The sequence below is a fragment of the Pseudomonas sp. NY15364 genome (assembly GCF_048068235.1).
Classification (GTDB): Bacteria; Pseudomonadota; Gammaproteobacteria; order Pseudomonadales; family Pseudomonadaceae; genus Aquipseudomonas; species Aquipseudomonas mendocina_D.
In genome coordinates this window covers 1-20887 of record NZ_JBLUPX010000029.1, presented here as the reverse complement: position 1 = coordinate 20887, position 20887 = coordinate 1, and the positions used below count along the sequence as shown (strand labels likewise).

14 protein-coding genes are annotated in these 20887 nt (G+C 63.1%); 13 read left to right on the top strand and 1 reads right to left on the bottom strand.

The features are described 5' to 3' along the window. Positions 1–3: 3 nt before the first annotated feature. The 11 genes from ACNFCJ_RS19525 (at position 4) to ACNFCJ_RS19475 (ending at position 16258) form a co-directional block, all read left to right on the top strand. Positions 4–699, top strand: a complete 696-nt coding sequence (locus ACNFCJ_RS19525; RefSeq protein ID WP_416773147.1) for a PspA/IM30 family protein — start codon at positions 4–6, stop codon at positions 697–699. Between the two features lie 50 nt (positions 700–749). Then, positions 750–1391 carry a hypothetical protein gene (locus ACNFCJ_RS19520; protein WP_416773146.1) on the top strand — a complete coding sequence of 214 codons (642 nt, stop codon included), beginning with the start codon at positions 750–752 and terminating at the stop codon, positions 1389–1391. 89 nt (positions 1392–1480) lie between these two features. After that, positions 1481–3526 carry a hypothetical protein gene (locus ACNFCJ_RS19515; RefSeq protein ID WP_416773144.1) on the top strand — a complete coding sequence of 682 codons (2046 nt, stop codon included), beginning with the start codon at positions 1481–1483 and terminating at the stop codon, positions 3524–3526. Positions 3527–3726: 200 nt separating this feature from the next. After that, entirely contained in the window at positions 3727–8967 is a 5241-nt protein-coding gene (locus ACNFCJ_RS19510) for a DNA repair ATPase (protein WP_416773142.1), read from the top strand. Then, positions 8964–9512: a rhomboid family intramembrane serine protease gene (locus ACNFCJ_RS19505; RefSeq protein WP_143505896.1), complete on the top strand. Its 549-nt coding sequence runs from the start codon at positions 8964–8966 to the stop codon at positions 9510–9512. The genes ACNFCJ_RS19510 and ACNFCJ_RS19505 overlap by 4 nt, the downstream gene beginning before the upstream one ends. Positions 9513–9524: 12 nt before the next feature. Further along, positions 9525–10214, top strand: coding sequence for a phospholipase D-like domain-containing protein (locus ACNFCJ_RS19500; protein ID WP_416773140.1), 690 nt, complete (start codon positions 9525–9527; stop codon positions 10212–10214). Then, complete coding sequence (locus ACNFCJ_RS19495; protein WP_416773138.1) at positions 10214–11242, top strand: hypothetical protein; 1029 nt, start codon at positions 10214–10216, stop codon at positions 11240–11242. The genes ACNFCJ_RS19500 and ACNFCJ_RS19495 overlap by 1 nt, the downstream gene beginning before the upstream one ends. Next, positions 11206–11745 carry a YaeQ family protein gene (locus ACNFCJ_RS19490; RefSeq protein ID WP_143505892.1) on the top strand — a complete coding sequence of 180 codons (540 nt, stop codon included), beginning with the start codon at positions 11206–11208 and terminating at the stop codon, positions 11743–11745. The genes ACNFCJ_RS19495 and ACNFCJ_RS19490 overlap by 37 nt, the downstream gene beginning before the upstream one ends. Positions 11746–11913: 168 nt before the next feature. Further along, positions 11914–13623 (top strand): single-stranded-DNA-specific exonuclease RecJ, encoded by a 1710-nt coding sequence (recJ, locus tag ACNFCJ_RS19485; protein WP_343349361.1) that lies wholly within the window; start codon positions 11914–11916, stop codon positions 13621–13623. Between the two features lie 165 nt (positions 13624–13788). After that, complete coding sequence (locus ACNFCJ_RS19480; RefSeq protein ID WP_416773136.1) at positions 13789–14514, top strand: tellurite resistance TerB family protein; 726 nt, start codon at positions 13789–13791, stop codon at positions 14512–14514. A 91-nt stretch (positions 14515–14605) separates the two neighbouring features. After that, complete coding sequence (locus tag ACNFCJ_RS19475; RefSeq protein ID WP_416773134.1) at positions 14606–16258, top strand: GMC family oxidoreductase; 1653 nt, start codon at positions 14606–14608, stop codon at positions 16256–16258. On the opposite strand, the gene ACNFCJ_RS19470 is transcribed toward ACNFCJ_RS19475, so the two are convergent. Beyond that, the gene (locus ACNFCJ_RS19470) at positions 16251–17897 is read right to left on the bottom strand and encodes a diguanylate cyclase domain-containing protein (protein WP_416773132.1); all 1647 of its coding nucleotides are present in this window, start codon (positions 17895–17897) and stop codon (positions 16251–16253) included. The genes ACNFCJ_RS19475 and ACNFCJ_RS19470 overlap by 8 nt on opposite strands. Before the next feature lie 163 nt (positions 17898–18060). On the opposite strand from ACNFCJ_RS19470, the gene prfB reads away from it, so the two are divergent. Together prfB and lysS are read left to right on the top strand one after the other, a co-directional pair. After that, a protein-coding gene (gene prfB / locus ACNFCJ_RS19465; RefSeq protein ID WP_416773131.1) for a peptide chain release factor 2 occupies positions 18061–19156 on the top strand; the annotation gives its coding sequence in 2 pieces (ribosomal slippage) (positions 18061–18132 and positions 18134–19156; 1095 coding nt in all). Between the two features lie 101 nt (positions 19157–19257). After that, a complete protein-coding gene (gene lysS / locus ACNFCJ_RS19460) occupies positions 19258–20760 on the top strand; it encodes a lysine--tRNA ligase (protein ID WP_256833589.1) in 1503 nt (500 codons plus the stop codon). Positions 20761–20887: the final 127 nt, after the last annotated feature.

The window sequence follows — 20887 nt, the reverse complement described above, 5'->3', positions numbered from 1 at the left end:
ACGATGAATGTCTGGAGCAAAATGCTGACGGCGCTGCGTGGCGGTGCCAATGAAGTGGGTGAGGCGGTGGTCGATAGTCAGGCCCTGCGTATCCTCGATCAGGAAATCCGCGACGCTGATGTCGAGCTGCGCAAGTCCAAGGAAGCGCTGGCCGAGATCATGGCCAAGCAGAAGCTGGCCAGCGACAAGGTGAACAAGAGCGCGGCGAGCATTGCCGAGTACGAACAGTACGCGCTGAAGGCACTGGATGCAGGCAACGAAACCCTGGCCAAGGAAGTCGCTGAGAAGATCGCCAACCTGGAAATCGAGCAGGCCAGCGAACGTGAGCAGGCTGAAGGCTTCGCCGCCAGCGTAGCCCAGCTGCGCAAGGCCGTGACCCAGGCCGAGGGCAACATAAAGCGCCTCAAGCAGCAGGTGGATACGGTCAAGGCCACCGAAAGCGTGCAGAAGGCGCAAATGGCTGTGGCTCAGCGCTACGGTGGCTCGCAAGCCAAGCTGCAGACGGCGGTCGAGTCGCTCGAGCGCATCAAGCAGAAGCAGGCCGAGCGTGCGGCGAGGATGGAGGCTTCGGCTGAACTGGCTGCCACCAGCGCGCCGGACGATTCGCTGGAAGCCAAACTGCGTGCTGCCGGCATCAAGGCCGACAACGCCAGCGCCGACAGCGTGCTGGCCAGGCTGAAGGACAAGTCCAAGGCTTGAATGATGCGGGGCGTTCGCGCCCCGTTTCCCTACTTTAGGGAAAGGAAAAAATGGAACTCTTCCTGCAGACAGCTCTGTCATTCCCCACCGCCATCTACAGCTTCCTGCTGTGCGTGGCGGTCATCTACTGGTTGGTCGTCGCCGCCGGTCTGCTCGAGGTCGATTTGCTCGACGTCGAGGCAGATTCGATGATGGAAGGCAGCGGCCAGACCGAAGGCCTCGCCGGCCTGCTCTATAAGCTCAAGCTCGACGGTGTGCCGGTCACGCTGGTGCTGACGCTGCTGTTCTTCTTCGGCTGGTTCATTTGCTATTTCATCGAACTGTGGCTGCTGCGCCATCTGCCGCTGGGCATTCTGCGCTACCCGCTGGGGCTGGTGGTCATCGCTGGCGCCTTCATTATTGCTGCGCCGCTATGCGCAGCGATCTGCCGGCCGCTAAGACCGCTGTTTCACAAGGTCGAGGCGATCAGCAGCAAATCGGTGCTGGGCCAGGTAGCGGTGGTGCGCAGCGGCCGGGTCACCGCCAACCACGGCGAGGCGGTGCTGGAGGACGGCGGCGCCGGGCTGATTCTGCGCGTACGCGCCGACGAGACGCTGGGCTTCAAGCGTGGCGACCGAGTGGTACTGCTGGAATATCTGGCGGCCGAGCACGCCTACCGCATCATTACCGAAGAAGAATTTCGAGGCGTCTAGCCTCTGCCGACAATCCGTACGTAACAGAGGGTAGGCAGCCTAGGTGTGGCCGAACCTGCCTGCACAACTAGCAAAGGAGTAGAGCTGTAATGGAAAACGTCATTCCCTTCATCGTCGGGGCAGGGCTGGTCGTCCTCTTCATCATTGCCCTGATCGCCTTGTTCAAGGCCTTCTACATCAAGGTTCCGCAAGGCACGGCGCTGATCGTCAACGACATGAGCTCGACACCCAAGGTGCACTTCACCGGCTCGCTGGTATACCCGGTGATCCACCTCAAGGAGTTCATGAAGATCTCCCTGATTACCCTGGAAGTCGACCGCCGCGCCAAGGATGGTCTGATCTGCCGCGACAACATGCGTGCCGATATCACCGTGGCCTTCTACCTGCGTGTCAACGAGACCCAGGAAGACGTGCTCAAGGTGGCCAAGGCCATTGGCGTGGAGCGTGCCTCCGACCGTGCGGCGGTCAACGAACTGTTCAACGCCAAGTTCTCCGAGGCGCTGAAGACTGTCGGCAAGCAGTTCGATTTCGTCCAGCTGTTCGAGAATCGTCAGGACTTCCGTGATCGTATCGTCGAAGTGATTGGCAATGATCTGAACGGTTACGTGCTCGAAGACGTGGCTATCGATTACCTGGAGCAGACGGCCAAGCACTCGCTGGACCCGAGCAACATTCTCGATGCCGAAGGTATCCGCAAGATCACTGAGCTGACCGCTGCGCAGAACGTCATCACCAACGAACTGGAGCGCAACGAAGAGCTGGCGATCAAGAAGAAGAACGTCGAAACCCGCGAAGCGACCCTCTCGCTGGAGCGTCAGCAGGCCGATGCCGAAGCGCGGCAGAAGCGCGAGATCGAGACCATCCGTGCCCGTGAGGAAGCAGAAACCCTCAAGGTACGCGAGGAAGAGCGCCTGAAGGCCGAGCAGGCCCGCATCCAGACCCAGCAAGAGCTGGACATCCGCGCCGAGAATCACCAGCGCGAAGTGGAAGTGGCGCAGCAGAACCGTCAGCGTGCCGTGGTCATCGAAGTGGAAAAGGTTACCCGCGCCAAGGACCTGGAAGTGGTCTCCCGCGAGCGCGAGGTCGAGCTGCAGCGCATCGAGAAGGAAAAGGCGCTGGAAGAAGAGCGCAAGAACATCGCTGCCGTGGTGCGCGAGCGTGTTGCGGTCGAGAAGACCGTGGCGCAGGAAGAAGAGCGCATCAAGGAAGTGCGTGAAGTGTCCGAGGCCGAGCGCTTGAAGCAGGTCACCGTGCTCAACGCCCAGGCCGAAGCCGAGCAGGAGCTGGTGCGCCAGGTCAAGCAGGCCGAAGCCGACGAAACCCGTTCCAAGCACAAGGCAGTGGAAATCAACAACCTGGCCCAGGCCGAACTGGAAGCAGCCGCCAAGAGCGCCGAAGCCAAGAAGAAACTGGCTGAAGGTATCGAAGCCGAGCGCGCCGCCCCTGGCCTGGCCGATGCGCGTGTGCGTGAAGTCACCGCTGCCGCCAAGGAGAAGGAAGGCCTGGCCGAGGCTCGCGTGCAGGCCGAGCGCCTGATCGCCGAAGCCAAGGGCGAACAGGAGAAGGGGCTGGCGCAAGCGCGTGTCACCGAAGCGCAAGCAGCTGCCAAGGAAAAAGACGGCCTGGCCGACGCCAAGGTACTGGAAGAGAAACTCGGCGCCCAGGCGCGCGGCGAAGAGCAACTTGGCACCGCCAAGGCCAAGGCCACTCAGGATCTGGGCATGGCCGAAGCGCAGGTACTGCTGGAGCGTCTGAACGCCGAAGCGGAAGGTCTGGGCAAGAAGTTCGGCGCGCTGGATTCGCTCAGCGACAACGCCCGCCAGCACGAAGAGTTCCGCATGCAGCTGGAGAAGAGCTTCGAGGAGGCCATGGCCGCCATCGCTGCGAACAAGGACATCGCCAAGGATCAGGCCGAGGTGCTGGCTACCGCGCTGGCCAAGGCGAAGATCGAGATCGTCGGTGGCGAAGGCGATTTCTTCAACTCCTTCGCCAAGTCGCTGTCGGTGGGCAAGGCCATCGAAGGTGTGGTGGGCAAGAGCCCGGTGGTGCAGGACGTGCTGTCGCGCTTGCTGGCCGGCAAGGCGGCGCCCGCAGCGCCGGTGGCAGCGCCAAGCGCAGAGCCTGATCAGGCCTGAGCGCGTTGCCTGTAGGGTGGGCTTCAGCCCACCACTGGCGACACGAGCGGCGGACAAAAAGAGCGTTGTCCACCCTACCGGCCACAGCATGCCGAGCCTTGTGGGAGGGGCTTTAGCCGCGAACCTTCCACGCATTTTCCAGACCCTTGCCCTGCTGATCGGGCGAGGGTGCTCGATGCCGAATATCCAGGAAGAACACGATGTCGGACGCACAAACACAGGACGTATTGGACAAGGCTGTCGCCGAAGGCGGTGCCTACGAGGTGCTGCAGCGGCGCCTGCAGGAGCAGGGCCAGCGCCTGCGCAGTTTGACCGAGACGCTCAATGGTCAGCGTCTGGCCGAGTTCGGCAGCAGCGCCATGGAGGCTATCGGTCGGGTGCGTATCCGCACCGAGAACAACTGCATCGCCCGCGATATCGTCCAGGTCGGTGAATGCCTGCTATTCGGCTACAACGTGTTCCTGGGGCTGAAGAAGGAAACCAGCGTCGCCGACGTGTTCTCCCTCTACCGCCTGGTGGAAACCCCTGACGGCTTCGATGCCGAGTCGGTGCCGCTGGATGGCAGCTTCCTGGCTCAAGCCAGCTTTGTCGCCGACTTCAACGAGCTGTACACCTACTACAAGAACACCCGCCTGCTGCAACTGGCCATCCGCGACGGCAAGCTGCTGGCGAGTTTCCAGATCGGCGAGCGGATCAGCGACATCCGCGTGTTCCGCTGGTCGATCTCCACCGACGGCAAGGACGTCCGCTACATCGACAACCGCGGCGAGCGCGATATCGCGCTGCCAGCGCCGTTCGACTTCGAGTGGCAGAAGACCACCCGCGAGATGGTGGTCAGCGGCCGCCATCCGCACATGAACATTCTCGACACCGTGTTCGTCGAGACCATCGGTGGCGACCTCACCATCAAGGTCGAGAACAACACCCAGGATGGCCAGGGTATCTACCGTGAAGCCGTGGTCGACAAGACCCAGTCGCTGGACGACGCGCAGATCGAATACGCCCGCCTGGGCAGCCTGATCCTGCTGAAGATCCTGCCGTACCGCGAGGAGCAGTGGCGCTACCTGGTATTCAACAGCCTGACCAATCAGGTCGAGCGTATCGACGCCATCGGCCTGGCCTGCGTGCAGCTGCCGGAAGACCACGGCATCATCTTCCCCGGCGGCTACTACCTGCAGAGCGGCGAGTACAAGACCTTCGAACAGCCCATGGGCGGCATGCGCTTCAAACGCTCGGTGCGCTCGCCCAACGGCGAAGACGTGCAGTACATCTTCTACCACCCGGAAGAAGGCCGCGCGGCGCTGTTCACCTACAACATGATCAATCGCCAGTTGCACAACCCGATCTTCGGTCACGGCTATGCGCGCCTGGAAGACGGGCGCATGGTGATCTTCTCCGCCGAGGGCAGCGAGCCGACCCGCATCCATCCGATGCAGATCTGGCAGACGCCGTTCGAGAGCGAGGACTACGCAGCTCGCCAGCCGGCGCGCAGCGGTTTCTTCGGGCGCATCGGCAATGCCGAACTGGTGCGTGGTGTGTCCGATCTGCTCAACCTCAGTCGCGAGATCGACAGTCGCGAAGTGTCGGTGGCGCGTTACACCCAGCTATGCCAGAACACTCGCCGGCTGTTCGACATCTACCACTGGCTGGGCGACGCCCAGTGCGCCGAGCTGGCGCCGCTGCTGCGCGAAGTGGCTTCTACTTCCGAGCTGGTATTGGATGAGTTCGAGAAGGTCGAGAGTATTCGCCAGCAGTCCAGCCGGGCCATGGCCGAGGCCGAGTCGCGGCAGAAGAGCCTGCTCTCCGGTCTGCTGGTCGACAGCTGGGACGAGGTGCAGCATTTCGTCGAGGCGCTCAATACCATCACCGCGCAGCGCGGCCAGTTGCTGACCATCCGCGACTACCGCTATATCGACGTGGCGCGTATCGACGCCATGGAAACTGAACTGCTCGAAGCGCAGGAGCGCGTGGCCGGCGCTACCTCGACCTTCCTCGCCAGTGATGCGGCGCTGCAACCCTATGTACTGCGCCTCGGTGAGCTAGACGGCCTGGCACAGAAGGCCGATACCGTCACCCAGCTCAATGAACCGCTGGTCGAGATGCAGGAGATGGCCGGCAACTTGGACATGCTGTCGAGCCTGATGGCGTCGCTGAAGATCGATGACGCCACCCAGCGTACCGCCATCGTCGAATCGATTTCCGAGGTATATGCCCGGCTCAATCAGGCCAAGGCGCGTGCCGAGCAACGGCGCAAGGGCCTGGGCTCGGCCGAGACGGTGGCGCAGTTCGGCGCTCAGTTCAAACTGTTCGGCCAGGGCATCACCAACGCCCTGGCGCTGGCCCAGGACCCGGAGAAGTGCGACGAACAGCTGTCGCGTCTGCTGGTGCAGCTGGAAGAACTGGAAAGCCAGTTCGGTGATCAGGAGCAGTTCCTCAGCGATATCCTCGGCAAGCGCGAAGAGCTGCTGGAAACCTTCGAGGCGCACAAGCAGAGCCTGCTCGACGAGCGTCAGCGCCGCGCCCAGGGCGTGCTCGATGCTGCCCAGCGCATCCTCGACAGCCTCGTCCGGCGCACCGCACGCCTGACTCAGATGGAAGAGCTCAACGCCTTCTTCGCCGCTGACCCGTTGATCCTCAAGCTGCGCGAGATGGCCGAGCGCCTGCGTGAGCTCAAGGACAGCGTCAAGGCTGATGACGTCGAAGCGCGTCTGAAGGCTGCACGCGACCAGGCGGTACGTGCCCTGCGCGACAAGAGCGAGCTGTTCGAAGAGGGCGGCAACGTCATCAAGCTCGGGCCGCGTCACCGCTTCAGCGTCAACACTCAGGAACTCGACCTGACCCTGATGCCGCGCGGCGATGCACTGTATCTGCACCTGACCGGTACCGATTTCTTAGAACCGCTGCGCGACGAGACGCTGGAAGGCCTGCGCGATTACTGGCAGGTCTCGCTGGAGTCCGAGTCCTCCGCGCTGTACCGCGCTGAATACCTGGCGGGGCTGGTGCTGGACGCGGCTCTGGGCGGGCGTGAAGGCCTGACCCTGGACTTGCTCAAGACCCACCTGGCGCAGCCGGATGACCTGACCCGGCTGATCCGCGACTTCGCTGCGCCGCGCTACAAGGATGCTTACGAGAAGGGCATCCACGACCACGATGCGGCACTGATCCTGATCCAGTTGCTGCCACTGCGCGAAAGCGCCGGACTGCTGCGCTACGCGCCAGCCGCGCGGGGTTTCGCCGCGCTGTTCTGGAACCGCTGGGGGCAGGACATCGAGGCCGAGCTATGGCCCGAGCGCGCACGCAGCAGCCTACACCTGCGACAGATGTTCGGCAGTGAGGATGGCGTACTGCGCTTGCAGGAGGAGATCGCGGCAGCGATGCAACGTTTCCTCGCTCAGCACCCGTTGGCCGTGGACACCGCTCAGCGCCAGGCGGCAGCCGCCTACCTGGTCGAGGAGCTGGCGGCCAAGCCAATCGAGTTCACCTTCAGCAAGTACGCCCGGCAGCTGCTCGATAGCCTGCAGCAGCGCATGCAAGCCAGCCATGTCTGGGACGACTACCGCGAGGCGCTGAACAACCTGCGCGGCCGCCCGGTGCAGCGCTGGTCGCTGGCGCAGACCTGGATCGATGGTCTGTGTGCGCAGGATGAAGCGCTGGCCGAGCTGGCCGAATACATTCCCGAAGCCGTGGCCATCAGCATGCTGGACGATGAGTTCCCACGACGCTTCACCGAGGTCGACCTGCGTTTCACCGTCAGTGGGCTGCTCGGCGATCATCCGCGCGTGCAGGATGGCGCCCTGGTGCTGGCCATTGACGACTACTTCGCCCGCCTCGAGCAGCACCGTGGCCACTTCGTGCCGCAATTGCAGCGCTACCAGGCGCTGCGCCAGGAAGTGATCAACCGCGAACGTCAGGCCCTGCGCCTGAGCGAGTTCAAGCCGCGGCCGCTGTCGTCGTTCGTGCGCAACAAGTTGATCAACGACGTATACCTGGGCTTTATCGGCGACAACCTGGCCAAGCAGATGGGCACCGCTGGCGAGAACAAGCGCACCGACCTGATGGGCCTGCTGATGCTCATCTCGCCGCCCGGTTACGGCAAGACCACGCTGATGGAGTACGTGGCGCATCGCCTGGGGTTGATCTTCATGAAGATCAACGGCCCGGCGCTCGGCCACGAAGTGCGCTCCATCGACCCGGCGCAGGCGCCAGATGCCACTTCGCGCCAGGAGCTTGAAAAGCTCAACCTGGCGCTGGAGATGGGCAACAACGTGATGCTCTACGTCGACGACATCCAGCACACCCACCCTGAATTCCTGCAGAAATTCATCTCGCTGTGCGACGGCACCCGGCGCATTGAGGGGGTGTGGAAGGGCAAGACCAAGACCTACGACATGCGCGGCAAGAAATTCTGCGTGGTGATGAGCGGCAACCCGTACACCGAGTCCGGCGACGTGTTCAAAATCCCCGACATGCTCGCCAACCGCGCCGACATCTACAACCTCGGTGACACCCTGGGCGGCATGCAGGAAGCCTTCGCGCTGAGCTACATCGAGAACGGTCTGACTTCCAACCCGGTGCTGGCGCCGCTGGCCACCCGCGACATGGCCGACGTCTATCGCTTCGTTGCCAAGGCCGAGGGCAAGCCGTTCTCGGCCAATGAGCTGAGCCACACCTACAGCGCCGCCGAGATCAACGAGATCACCTCGACCCTGCAGCGCCTGATGCAGATTCGCGACGTGGTCGGCCGGGTCAACCAGCAGTACATCGTCAGCGCCGCGCAGGCCGACAGTTACCGCACCGAGCCACCGTTCAAGTTGCAGGGCAGCTACCGCAACATGAACAAGATGGCCGAGAAGACCAGCCCGGTGATGAACGATACCGAGTTGCTGCAGTTGATCGCCGACCATTATCAGGGCGAGTCGCAGTTGCTCACCACCGGCGCGGAAGAGAACCTGCTCAAGCTCGCCGAGCTGCGTGGCAACATGACACCGGAGCAGGCTGAGCGCTGGACGCAGATCAAGCGTGAATTCCTGCGTAACAAGGCCATGGGCGGCAGCGATACGGACGTTGGAGGACGCGTGGTAGCGCAGCTCAACGACCTGGTCGAGAGCGTGCGCGGTCTGGGGGCCGGCAAGACGCCGGCCAGCGAAGCGCCGGGTATTCCCTGGGAGCAACTGCTGGCCGGGCTGGATAGCCTCGGTAAACTGCGCCCGCAGGTGGAGGTGATCGCGCCGCCGCAACCGGGCACGCAAAAATTGCTCGAGAACCTGGCCGATAGCCTGGAAAACAGCTTTCTGCCGCTGATCAAGGCGATGGACAAGAAGATCGACATCGATTTGCGCACCCATAACCGCATGCTGGAAATCTCCACCCAACTGCGTGACCTTGGCACGCTGCTGGGCCAGGAGCAGCGCAGCGACGCCTCGGATAACGGGGCGCCGTGAGGCGAGGCTGGCTGATCGAGTTGCGTCCGCTGTTGGTGATCAGCGGCGCGATGCTGCTGGTGCAACTGTTCAATGGCGCCCTCGGGGGCGCCCTGAATGTCTGGGGACTGTTGCCTCGGCATATCGAGGCGCTGCCCGGCATTCTCCTCGCGCCCTGGCTGCATGGCAGCTGGGCGCATCTGCTGAGCAACCTCAGCGGTCTGCTGGTGCTCGGCAGCCTGGTGCTGCTGCGCTCGCGCCGCGATTTCTTCTTCGCCAGCGCCTTTATCATCATCGGCAGTGGCGTGCTGGTCTGGCTGTTCGGTCGTACCGGCCTGCATGTCGGGGCCAGTGGCTGGCTGTTCGGTTTATGGGGGCTGCTCCTGGCACGCGCCTGGTTTGAGCGCAGCCTGCTCGATCTGCTGTTAGCTGTGCTGGTGTTCTTCCTCTACGGCGGCTGGTTCTTCGGGCTGCTGCCGCGTGCTGGCGTTTCTTTCGAATACCACCTGGCGGGGGCTTTTTGCGGCGTTCTCTACGCTGCATTAAGCCGTCGTAGTCATCGATAAAAGGGATTTTTCATGGACTTCAATCGCCTCGACCAGCAACTGCGCGACAGCCTGGCCGACCTGCGCCTGAGCAATGAGGAGCGCGACGAACTGCGTCAACTGGGTAGCGAACTGAGCGCCGATCAGGTGCGCTTCATGCGCAACCGCGCCTTCGCCCTGGCCCGCGAGTTGATGCGCGAAGCGGAAAACGTCGAGCCGGCGCTGAAATGGCTGGAACAGGTGATCAAGACCCTCGACAGCGTCGGTAGCGCGCCGCGCGTGGAACATGCCAGCGCTCACTTCAGCCCGGGCGAGAGTTGCCGGCGCAAGATCCGCGAGCTTTGCCGCCAGGCGCGCAAGAGCGTGGAGATTTGCGTCTACACCATCTCCGACGATCAGCTCAGCGAGGAGGTGCTTGCCTGCCATCAACGCGGCATTGCCGTGCGGGTGATCACCGACAACGAAAAGCAGTTCGACGAGGGCAGCGATATCCAGTGGCTGCGCGACAAGGGCGTGCCGCTGCGCATCGATGCCGGACCCTTCCACATGCATCACAAGTTCGCCCTGTTCGACGGGCGCCTGCTGCTCAACGGCAGCTTCAACTGGACGCGCAGCGCCACCACCAGCAACGAGGAAAACCTGCTGGTGATCGATCATCCGCAGCTGGTCGCGGCCTATGGCCGTGAATTCGAAGCACTCTGGGCGCGCTACGCAGGTAACTGATGGCTCACCCTCACGCCCGCCAGCTGCTCGGCTTCTATCGCAGCTGCTACCTGGCCGACAGTCGCGACCTGGATCTGGACAACCTGAGCAAGCTGCCCGCCAATCGCTGGGCCTGGCTCGATGGGCGTGAGGAATTGGCCAGCGGAGGCTTGCCGTTGCTGCCATTGGCGGCCGAACTGGGCCGCAGTCTGGCCGAGGCGCAGGCGCTGTATCAACGCGAGCTGCAACTGCTCTACGGCGTGCTGCCGGTCTGTGGCCGGCTGCAACTGGAAACCGGTGCCGCGCAGACGATTTGCGGCCCGCTGTTCTATTACGAGGCCAGCCTGCAGGCAACGGCCGACGGGCAGAGCCAGATGCTCGCCATCGACGTGCAGCGCGCCCATGGCAATTGGCGCTTGCTGCGCCGTCTGTTCGATGAGAACGGCAGTGATAGCCTCGACGGACTGCCGCTGCCGACAGGCCCGCTCGATGATGCCTCCCTGGGGCAGTTGCTGGCCTGGGTAGAGCGCAATACGCAGGTGGGTGACGTCAGTGAAGCGGCGAGTTTCCCGCAATTGGCAGATGTCGAGACCTTGGCCAAGGCTCAGCGTCGCCGCAGCCTGTCGCTGCAGGCCGGTGCCTTCGTCGCCCTGGTGCCGCGCGGCAGCGGTAGCCGTGGCATCGCCCATGAGCTGCAACTGCTGCAGGATGCCGAGGTACTGTCGCCGGCCTTGTTGCAGCTGCTCGGCGAAACACCTCCTGTGCAGACGGCAGGCTCGACCAGCAGGCCGCAGCGCCTGCCGGCGCAGCTCAGCGCTGCCCAGTGCCAGGCGCTGGCCAATGCTGCACACCATCCGCTGAGCCAGATTTCCGGCCCGCCCGTTACCGGCAAGAGCTACAGCCTGGCGGCGCTGGCGCTGGATCGTTATCTGCCGTATGACCTGTTGAAGGTCGGCGTGGGCCATGCATTCGCGTTAGACTTGCGCTCTTTCGACCAGCCAAGAAGCCCGCCATGGCCCTGCCATCGACCACCTACAAGATCGAACTGAACCTCACCGACATGGATCGCAGCGTTTATGAAAACCTGCGTTTCACCGTCGCTCGCCACCCGTCCGAGACCGAAGAGCGCCTGGCCGCGCGGCTGATTGCCTATGCGCTGTTCTACCACGAGCAACTGACGTTCGGTCGCGGCCTGTCGGACGTTGACGAGCCGGCGCTGTGGGAAAAGAGCCTGGACGATCGCGTGCTGCACTGGATCGAAGTCGGCCAGCCCGACAGCGAGCGCATCACCTGGTGCTCGCGGCGTACCGAAAAATTCAGCCTGGTGGCCTACGGCAACCTGCGCGTGTGGCAGGGCAAGTGCCTGGACCCGGTGCGCAGCCTGAAGAACATCAACGTGGTCGCTCTCGGCCAGGAGGCGCTGGCCGACCTGGCGCTGGACATGCCGCGTTCGCTGAACTGGAGCGTCATGATCAGCGATGGCGAGTTGTTCGTCACCGACGAGCGCGGTCAGCACGAGATTCCTATTGAGTGGCTCGCTGGCGAGCGTTGAATCTGCGATCTGCGTAGGGTGGACGACGCTGTTTTCGTCCACCCTACGCGTGCGCAAGGTGGACGGATGAAGCGTCGTCCACCCCACGAAATCTGATGCTGTAGGGCGGGTGTAACCCGCCAGATCACCTGTGGCGGGTTGCACCCGCCCTACATGAAAAGACCCAAGATGCGTATCGAAGCCCGTCCCTTACCCGCACAACTGCCTGACCTGGGCAATCTGCCGCCTTTGCTGACCCGTCTCTACGCCGCCCGCGGTGTGCAGTCTGCCGAGGAGCTGGACAAGGGGCTGGCGCGGCTGATCCCGTACCGGCAGCTCAAGGGCATCGACGCCGCGGTCGAACTGCTGGTGCAGGCGCTTGAGCAGCGTCAGCGCATTCTTATCGTCGGTGACTTCGATGCCGATGGTGCCACTGCCAGCTCGGTCGGTGTACTCGGCCTGCGCCTGCTCGGCGCGGCGCATGTGGATTACCTGGTGCCGAATCGTTTCGAGTATGGCTACGGCCTGACCCCGGAGATCGTCGCCGTGGCGCTTGAGCGCCAGCCCGACTTGTTGCTCACCGTCGACAACGGCATCTCCAGCGTCGACGGTGTGGCGGCCGCCAAGGCCGCAGGGCTCAAGGTGCTGGTCACCGACCACCACCTGCCTGGGCCGGAGCTGCCGGCGGCCGATGCCATCGTCAACCCCAATCAGCCGGGTTGCGAGTTTCCGAGCAAGGCCATGGCTGGTGTCGGCGTGATGTTCTATGTGCTGTTGGCGCTGCGCGCGCGGCTGCGCGAGATCGGCTGGTTTGCCAGCCGGCAGGAGCCGAATCTGGGCGAGCTGCTCGACTTGGTGGCGCTGGGCAGTGTCGCCGACGTGGTACCGCTGGATGCCAACAACCGCATCCTGGTGCACCAGGGCCTGGCGCGCATTCGTGCCGGCCGGGCAAGGCCGGGCCTGCGGGCGATTCTCGAAGTAGCCGGGCGCGATCATCGGCGTATCACCTCCACTGATCTCGGTTTCATCCTCGGCCCTCGGCTGAATGCGGCCGGGCGCCTGGATGACATGAGCCTCGGCATCGAATGCCTGCTCTGCGACGATGAGGCGCTGGCCCGCGATATGGCGGTGCAGCTCGACCAGCTCAACCAGGATCGCAAGGCCATCGAGCAGGGCATGCAGCGCGAGGCGCTGGCCCAGCTCAAGGACCTGTCACTGGACGACATGCCATTCGGCTTGTGCCTGTTCGAGCCGGACTGGCACCAGGGCGTGATCGGCATCCTCGCTTCGCGCCTGAAAGAGCGCTATCACCGTCCGGCCATCGCCTTCGCCGATGCTGGCGAGGGCATGCTCAAGGGCTCGGCGCGTTCGGTGCCGGGGCTGCATATCCGCGATGCGCTGGACGCCGTGGCGGCGCGTCATCCGGGGCTGATCAGCAAGTTCGGCGGGCATGCCATGGCTGCCGGGATGTCGCTGCCGCAGGAGAATTTCGGCGCCTTCGCCGTCGCCTTCGACGCCGAGGTACGGCGCCAGTTGTGCGAGGACGACCTGACTGGCCGCCTGCTCTCAGACGGGCAGCTCGATGCCACTGAGTTCCACCTGGAACTGGCCCGCGCTCTGCGCAACGCCGGGCCCTGGGGGCAGCATTTTCCCGAACCGCTGTTCCATGGCGTGTTTCAGATCGTCAATCAGCGCATCGTCGGTGAGCGTCACCTGAAGCTTGTACTCAAGACCGAGTGCGGCAGCGTGCAACTCGACGGTATCGCCTTCAACATCGATCGCGAGGTCTGGCCCAATCCGACGCTGCGTTGGGCCGAAGTGGCGTACAAACTCGACCTCAACGAGTTTCGTGGCAATGAAACCGTGCAACTGATGGTGGCGCACATCGCCCCGCGCTGAGTGCGACGGTTATGAAATTCGGCGTTACCAATATGCCCGGCTGGTTGGGGCGAACTCTGCTAGAAATTCACGTCCGTTCAACCGCTGTCGGTTGAAGAGCCACGGGATTTCCCGGTGCTTTCCGGGGTCGGATGTTCCGGTGCCTATTTTTCAGGAGAGTTCGTGATGAACACCAGTAATCTGCTCGACCAACTGCTCAAGGCCGGCCAGCAGGCCATGCAAAAACCTGCGGCGAAGAGCCCTCTGGGGCAGCAGGCAGGCGGTCTAGGCGGTCTGCTCTCTGGCGGAGGCCTGGGCAGTCTGCTCTCGGGCGCCGGTGGCGGCGCGTTGGCGGCCGGTGCGGTCGGCCTGCTGCTGGGCAGCAAGAAGGCGCGAAAGATGGGCGGCAAGGCGCTGACCTATGGTGGTCTGGCCGCGCTCGGCGTGATGGCGTACAAGGCCTATGGCAACTGGCAGGCGCAGCAAGCCCAGCAGGGTGGTGCGCAGCCGGTCGAGCCGCAAACCCTGGATCGTTTGCCGGCGCCGCAAGTCGAGCAGCACAGCCGCGCCATTCTCAAGGCACTGGTGGCGGCGGCCAAGGCCGATGGTCATGTCGATGAGCGTGAGCGTCAGTTGATCGAAGAGGAGTTGGGCAAGCTCGCGCAGGACGGCGAACTGCAGACCTGGCTGCACACCGAACTGAACAAGCCGCTGGATCCTGCCGATGTGGCACGCGCCGCAACGACCCCGGAAATGGCCGCCGAAATGTACCTGGCCAGCGTGCTGATGGTCGACGAAGAGCACTTCATGGAGCGCGCTTACCTCGAAGAACTGGCGCGTCAGCTACAGCTGGCACCTGCACTGAAGAGCGAGCTGGAAGCTCAGGTGCGTATCGAGGCGCAGCGCGTCTGACGCGCCGCCTCAGACCAAAAGATCATTCATCCTCGCGCCCGGCTTGTTTTAGGCTGTTGGCCAATGACAAGAACGACACGCGAGGATGCTTATGTCGCAAGCGCCATCGGATGCCTATGACTATCTGATCGTCGGCGCCGGCCCGGCCGGCTGCCTGCTGGCCAATCGGCTTTCCGCCGACCCTGGCGTCAGCGTGTTGCTGATCGAGGCGGGTGGGCGCGACAACTATCCCTGGATTCATATCCCGGTCGGCTATCTCTACTGCATCGGCAATCCGCGCACTGACTGGTGCTACAACACCGAGGCCGATCCCGGCCTGCAGGGCCGCTCGCTGAAATACCCGCGTGGCCGTGTGCTCGGCGGCAGCTCCTCGATCAACGGCATGATCTACATGCGCGGCCAGGCTGCCGACTACGATGGCTGGGCCGCCGCGGGCAATCCGGGTTGGGCCTGGCGTGATGTGTTGCCGTTGTTCAAACGCTCGGAGAATCATTTTTCCGGCACCAGCGAACTGCACGGTGGTGATGGCGAGTGGCGGGTCGAGCGTCAGCGTCTGTCCTGGGAAATTCTCGAAGCCTTCCGTGGTGCCGCGGCGCAAAGTGGCATTGCCAGCGTCGAAGATTTCAACGGTGGAGACAACGAAGGCTGCAGTTACTTTCAGGTCAACCAGAAACGTGGCGTGCGCTGGAATGCTTCCAAGGCGTTTCTACGAGATATCCGCCAGCGCCCTAATCTGCAGGTACTGACTGGCGCCGAGGCCGAGCGTCTGGAGCTGGAGGACGGGCGCGCCAGTGCGCTGCACCTGCGTTGTCAGGGCCGTGCGCTGCGCGTTGCGGCGCGTCGCGAGATCATCCTGTGTGCTGGCGCCATCGGCTCGCCGGCCTTGCTGCAGCGCTCCGGCATCGGCCCAAGGCCGCTACTGGAAAAGCTGGGCATCGGCGTCAGGCACGAGCTGCCAGGTGTTGGCAGCAACCTGCAGGATCACCTGCAGTTGCGCTTGATCTATCAGGTGGAGGGCGTGAAGACGCTCAATCGCATCGCGGCCATGCCCTGGGGCAAGCTGGGCATGGGCCTGGAATACCTGCTCAAGCGCAGCGGGCCGCTGTCGATGGCGCCCAGCCAGCTTGGCGCCTTCGCCAAGTCCGACCCCGGGCAGGCGCGCGCCAACCTGCAGTATCACGTTCAACCCTTGTCACTGGAGCGCTTTGGTGAGCCCTTGCACGACTTCCCGGCGTTCACCGCCTCGGTGTGCAACCTGCGCCCGCACAGCCGTGGTAGCGTCGAAATCGCCTCGGTCGATGCCAGCGTCGCCCCGCTGATTCGCCCCAACTACCTCAGTGACGAGCGGGATCTGCGTGTGGCCGCCGACGCCATTCGCCTGACCCGGCGTATCGTCGCTGCACCGGCATTGGCCGGTTACCGACCTCAGGAGTACAAGCCCGGCCCGGACTATCGCAGCGAGGAGGATCTGCAGCGTGCGGCAGGCGAGATCGGCACCACCATCTTCCACCCGGTGGGTACCTGTGCGATGGGGCAGGGGCGTGAGGCCGTGGTCGATGCCCGCTTGCGCGTGCATGGCATCGCCGGCTTGCGCGTGGTCGATGCGTCGATCATGCCGAGCATCACCTCGGGCAACACCTGCTCGCCGGTATTGATGATCGCCGAGAAGGCAGCGCAGTTGATCAACGAGGACGCGCAGCCGCAACGACAGGCGACCCGGGTAACCGAGCCCGCGCTCAGCTGAGGCTGGTTTCCTGGCTGCTGTGGAATATCGCGCGATTACGCCCACCGTTTTTGGCTTTGTACAGCGCCTCGTCAGCCAGTTGCAGGACGACGCTGAGCTCGATGTGGTCCTCAGGCCAGAGTGCTCCGCCGACGCTGCAGCCGATGCGCACCTCGCCGACTTCCAGCAGTACCGGCTGGCCGAGTGCAGTGATCACGCGCTCGGCCACCTGGTGGGCGTGATGCTGTGCATCCTGTCCCGGCACTTGCAGCACCATGAGAAACTCGTCGCCGCCCAGGCGCGAGACCATGTCGCCGTCACGCAGGCAGCCGCGCAGACGTTGGGCTACCTCTCGTAGCAGATGATCCCCTGCTATATGGCCATGGGTGTCATTGACTGGTTTGAAACCATCGAGGTCGAGATAGAGCAGGGCCAGGCATCCATGCTGCAGGCGGCTTCGTTGTTGGGCCTGAGGCAGAAATTTCTCCAGCGCCATGCGGTTGGGCAGGCCGGTTAGCGCGTCGTGGTGAGCGAGGCTTTCCATCATGCCCAGCGCGGTCTGCTGCAGGGTCAGGCTTTCCACCAGGTGACGGATGGATTGACTCAGCTGATGAATTTCACGGCTACCCCGCAGCTCGGGGATTTCGGTGATTTCACCCGCGCTGAGACGGTCTGCTGCGTTAGCGATGTCGCGCAGTGGCCGGGTGAAGTAGCTGCTGACCAACCAGCCGATCACCGCGAATACCAGTGCCAGGCCGCTGCCCCAGAGCAAGATGCTTTGCAGCAGGTTCTGCGCAGGGGCATCGGCGACCTCGAGCGATTGCCGCGCCACCACTGTCCAGCCTAGCCCTGGGTAGTCCTGATGGCCCTGGCTCAGGGTCAGGCCGGTGAGGTAGTCGTTACCGTCTGGCCACTGCTGCACTTGCCAGCGACTTTGTCCAGGTTTCAGCCCTTCCAGTGCCGGAAGCTCCAGTTTCTGGCCGATCATTTCCTGCGGGCCAAGCAGGATGCCGCGATCCTGACCAATGACGAAGAATTCGACCAGATGTCGGTCCTGGCTCGGGCCGAGAATCGACTCGCGCACCTCGTCGGCCCAGGCCCAGGACAGGTGGCTGGCCAAAACGCCGGCCAGGCTGCCGTCGCTGGCGAAGATCGGCAGGCTGATGTCGACGAATTTCATCGCTTCGCCGCTTGGGTTGGGCAGCAGCTTGGCCAGCAGTACCGCTTCATGCACGTCACCGATGAACAGTCCGTTGCGCCCCTCCAGATAGACCGGCCTCTGCGCAATGCTGACGTTTTCCAATATGCCGTTGCTGGAGGCCAGCACCAGGCCGTGCGGGTCGGTGAAGCCGATCCAGGCGATGCTGGGGATTTCCTTCTGCAGGCTGTCGAGCAGGCGCCGCACCTCGGCGATGTCATCGGGCTGACGCAACGCCTGCAGGTTGCCGAGCACCTTCAGCACCGCAGCGCGCGAGGCCATGTCGCGATCCAGGCGATCAACCATTGCATAGGACACCTCGGCCATGTTGCGGCCCACGTCCTCGCGAATCTGCTGGCTGGTGTACTGGCCGATCAGTGTGCCCAGAAGCCAGCTGAGGGCGCAGACCAGAAGGGCAACGAAGAGGGCGATATGGCTACGCATGCTTTGCGCTGGGGGCATGTTTTGATTCCCGAGTAGGCCACTGCAATCGGCTGTGTGACCAGTATAGTGCGCCGTTGATCCATTGAGCTGTGATCACCTGCCGATAGTGGGCTGCCAGCCTGGGCTGGCTCGGGTATAATCGCCGGCTTTTCCGTCCGATTTGCCGCGAGCGCCGACTACCATGGAAATCAATCCGATCCTCAACGCCATCAAGGACCTGTCCGAGCGAACCCAGTCAATTCGGGGGTATCTTTGACTACGATCACAAGCATGATCGTCTGGTCGAAGTAAACCGCGAACTGGAAGACGCCAGCGTCTGGAACAAGCCCGAGTACGCGCAAGCGCTGGGCCGTGAGCGCGCCATGCTGGCGCAGATCGTCGAAACCATCGACGACCTCACCGGCAGCCTGGCCGATTCCAAAGACCTGCTGGAAATGGCTGCCGAAGAAAACGACGAAGGCGCCGTGAACGATATCGCCGCCGAAGTCGACCGCCTGCGCGAAATCCTCGAGAAGCTGGAATTCCGCCGCATGTTCAGCGGCGAGATGGACCCGAACAACTGCTACCTGGACATCCAGGCCGGTTCCGGCGGCACCGAGGCGCAGGACTGGGCCAACATCCTCCTGCGCATGTACCTGCGCTGGGCCGACAAGCGCGGCTTTGACGCCACCATCATCGAACTGTCCGAGGGTGAAGTCGCCGGCATCAAGGGTGCCACCGTGCACATCAAGGGCGAATATGCCTTCGGCTGGCTGCGCACCGAGAGCGGCGTGCACCGCCTGGTGCGCAAGAGCCCGTTCGACTCCGGCGCGCGTCGCCACACCTCGTTCTCGGCAGTGTTCGTCTCGCCCGAGATCGACGACAAGGTCGAGATCGAGATCAACCCGGCCGACCTGCGCATCGACACCTACCGCTCCTCCGGCGCCGGTGGTCAGCACGTCAACACCACCGACTCGGCGGTGCGTATCACCCACGTGCCGACCAACACCGTGGTCGCGTGTCAGAACGAACGCTCCCAGCACGCCAACAAGGACACCGCCATGAAGATGCTGCGGGCCAAGTTGTACGAGCTGGAGATGCAAAAGCGCAACGCGGCTTCGCAGGCGCTGGAAGACAGCAAGTCCGATATCGGCTGGGGTCATCAGATCCGCTCCTACGTGCTCGATGACTCGCGCATCAAGGACCTGCGTACCGGCGTCGAGCGTAGCGACTGCCAGAAAGTCCTCGATGGCGACCTCGACGGCTATCTCGAGGCCAGCCTCAAGCAGGGCCTTTAACCGCAATCCTTTAGGAGTCGGCGTGCTGGCGATGCTCTTCGCGACCAGCTGGCTCCTGCCAAACCCCATTTGCATATACACGCCAGGCAGATAAAACGACCATGAGCGACCAACAACGCGACCAGAACGAACTGCAACAGGAAGAAAACAAGCTGATTGCACTGCGCAAGGAAAAGCTTGCTGCCATCCGTGAGCAGGGTAACGCCTTCCCCAACGACTTCCGCCGCGACAACTACTGCGCCGACCTGCAGAAACAGTATGTCGACAAGACCAAGGAAGAACTGGAAGCCGCTGCCATTCCGGTCAAGGTTGCCGGGCGCATCATGCTCAATCGTGGCGCTTTCATGGTCATTCAGGACATGACTGGCCGTATCCAGGTCTACGTCAACCGCAAGACCTTGCCGGAAGAAACCCTGGCAGCGGTCAAGACCTGGGACATGGGCGACATCATCGCCGCCGAAGGTACCCTGGCCCGTTCTGGCAAGGGCGACCTGTACGTCGAGATGACCAGCGTACGTCTGCTGACCAAATCGCTGCGTCCGCTGCCGGACAAGCACCACGGCCTGACCGATACCGAACAGCGCTATCGCCAGCGCTACGTCGACCTGATCGTCAACGAAGAAGTGCGTGACACCTTCCGGGTGCGTTCGCAGGTCATCGCTCATATCCGCAAGTTCCTTGCCGAGCGTGACTTCCTCGAGGTGGAAACACCGATGCTGCAGACCATCCCTGGCGGTGCTGCGGCCAAACCGTTCGAGACCCACCACAACGCGTTGGACATGGCCATGTTCCTGCGCATCGCGCCGGAGCTGTACCTCAAGCGTCTGGTGGTCGGTGGTTTTGAAAAGGTCTTCGAGATCAACCGCAACTTCCGTAACGAAGGCGTCTCGACCCGGCACAACCCCGAGTTCACCATGCTCGAGTTCTACCAGGCCTACGCCGACTACGAAGACAACATGGACCTGACCGAGGAGCTGTTCCGCGAGCTGGCTCAGGCTGTTCTCGGTAGCACCGACGTGCCGTACGGCGACAAGGTGTTCCACTTCGGCGAGCCGTTCGCGCGTCTGTCGGTGTTCGATTCGATCCTCAAGTACAACCCCGAACTGACCGCTGCCGACCTGCAGGATGTAGACAAGGCCCGCGCCATCGCCAAGAAGGCCGGCGCCAAAGTGCTCGGCCATGAAGGCCTGGGCAAGCTGCAGGTGATGATTTTCGAAGAGCTGGTGGAGAGCAAGCTGGAGCAGCCGCACTTCATTACCGAGTATCCGTTCGAGGTATCGCCGCTGGCCCGCCGCAACGACCAGAACCCCAACGTCACCGACCGCTTCGAGCTGTTCATCGGTGGCCGCGAGATCGCCAACGCCTACTCCGAGCTCAATGACGCCGAAGACCAGGCTGAACGCTTCCTGGCCCAGGTGGCCGAGAAAGACGCCGGTGACGACGAAGCCATGCACTACGACGCCGACTTCGTCCGCGCTCTGGAGTACGGTATGCCGCCTACCGCTGGTGAGGGCATCGGCATCGACCGCCTGGTGATGTTGCTGACCAACTCGCCGTCGATCCGTGACGTCATCCTGTTCCCGCACATGCGCCCGCAGGCTTGATGCCAGACAGAAAGCCGCCTTCGGGCTAATGCCAGTCAGTTAAGCTGACTGGCATTTTTATTTCTGGTCGGATACTTGGACGGCTTGGGTTTGACCGCTCGCGGATAACTGCGATCCTCACGGCGAT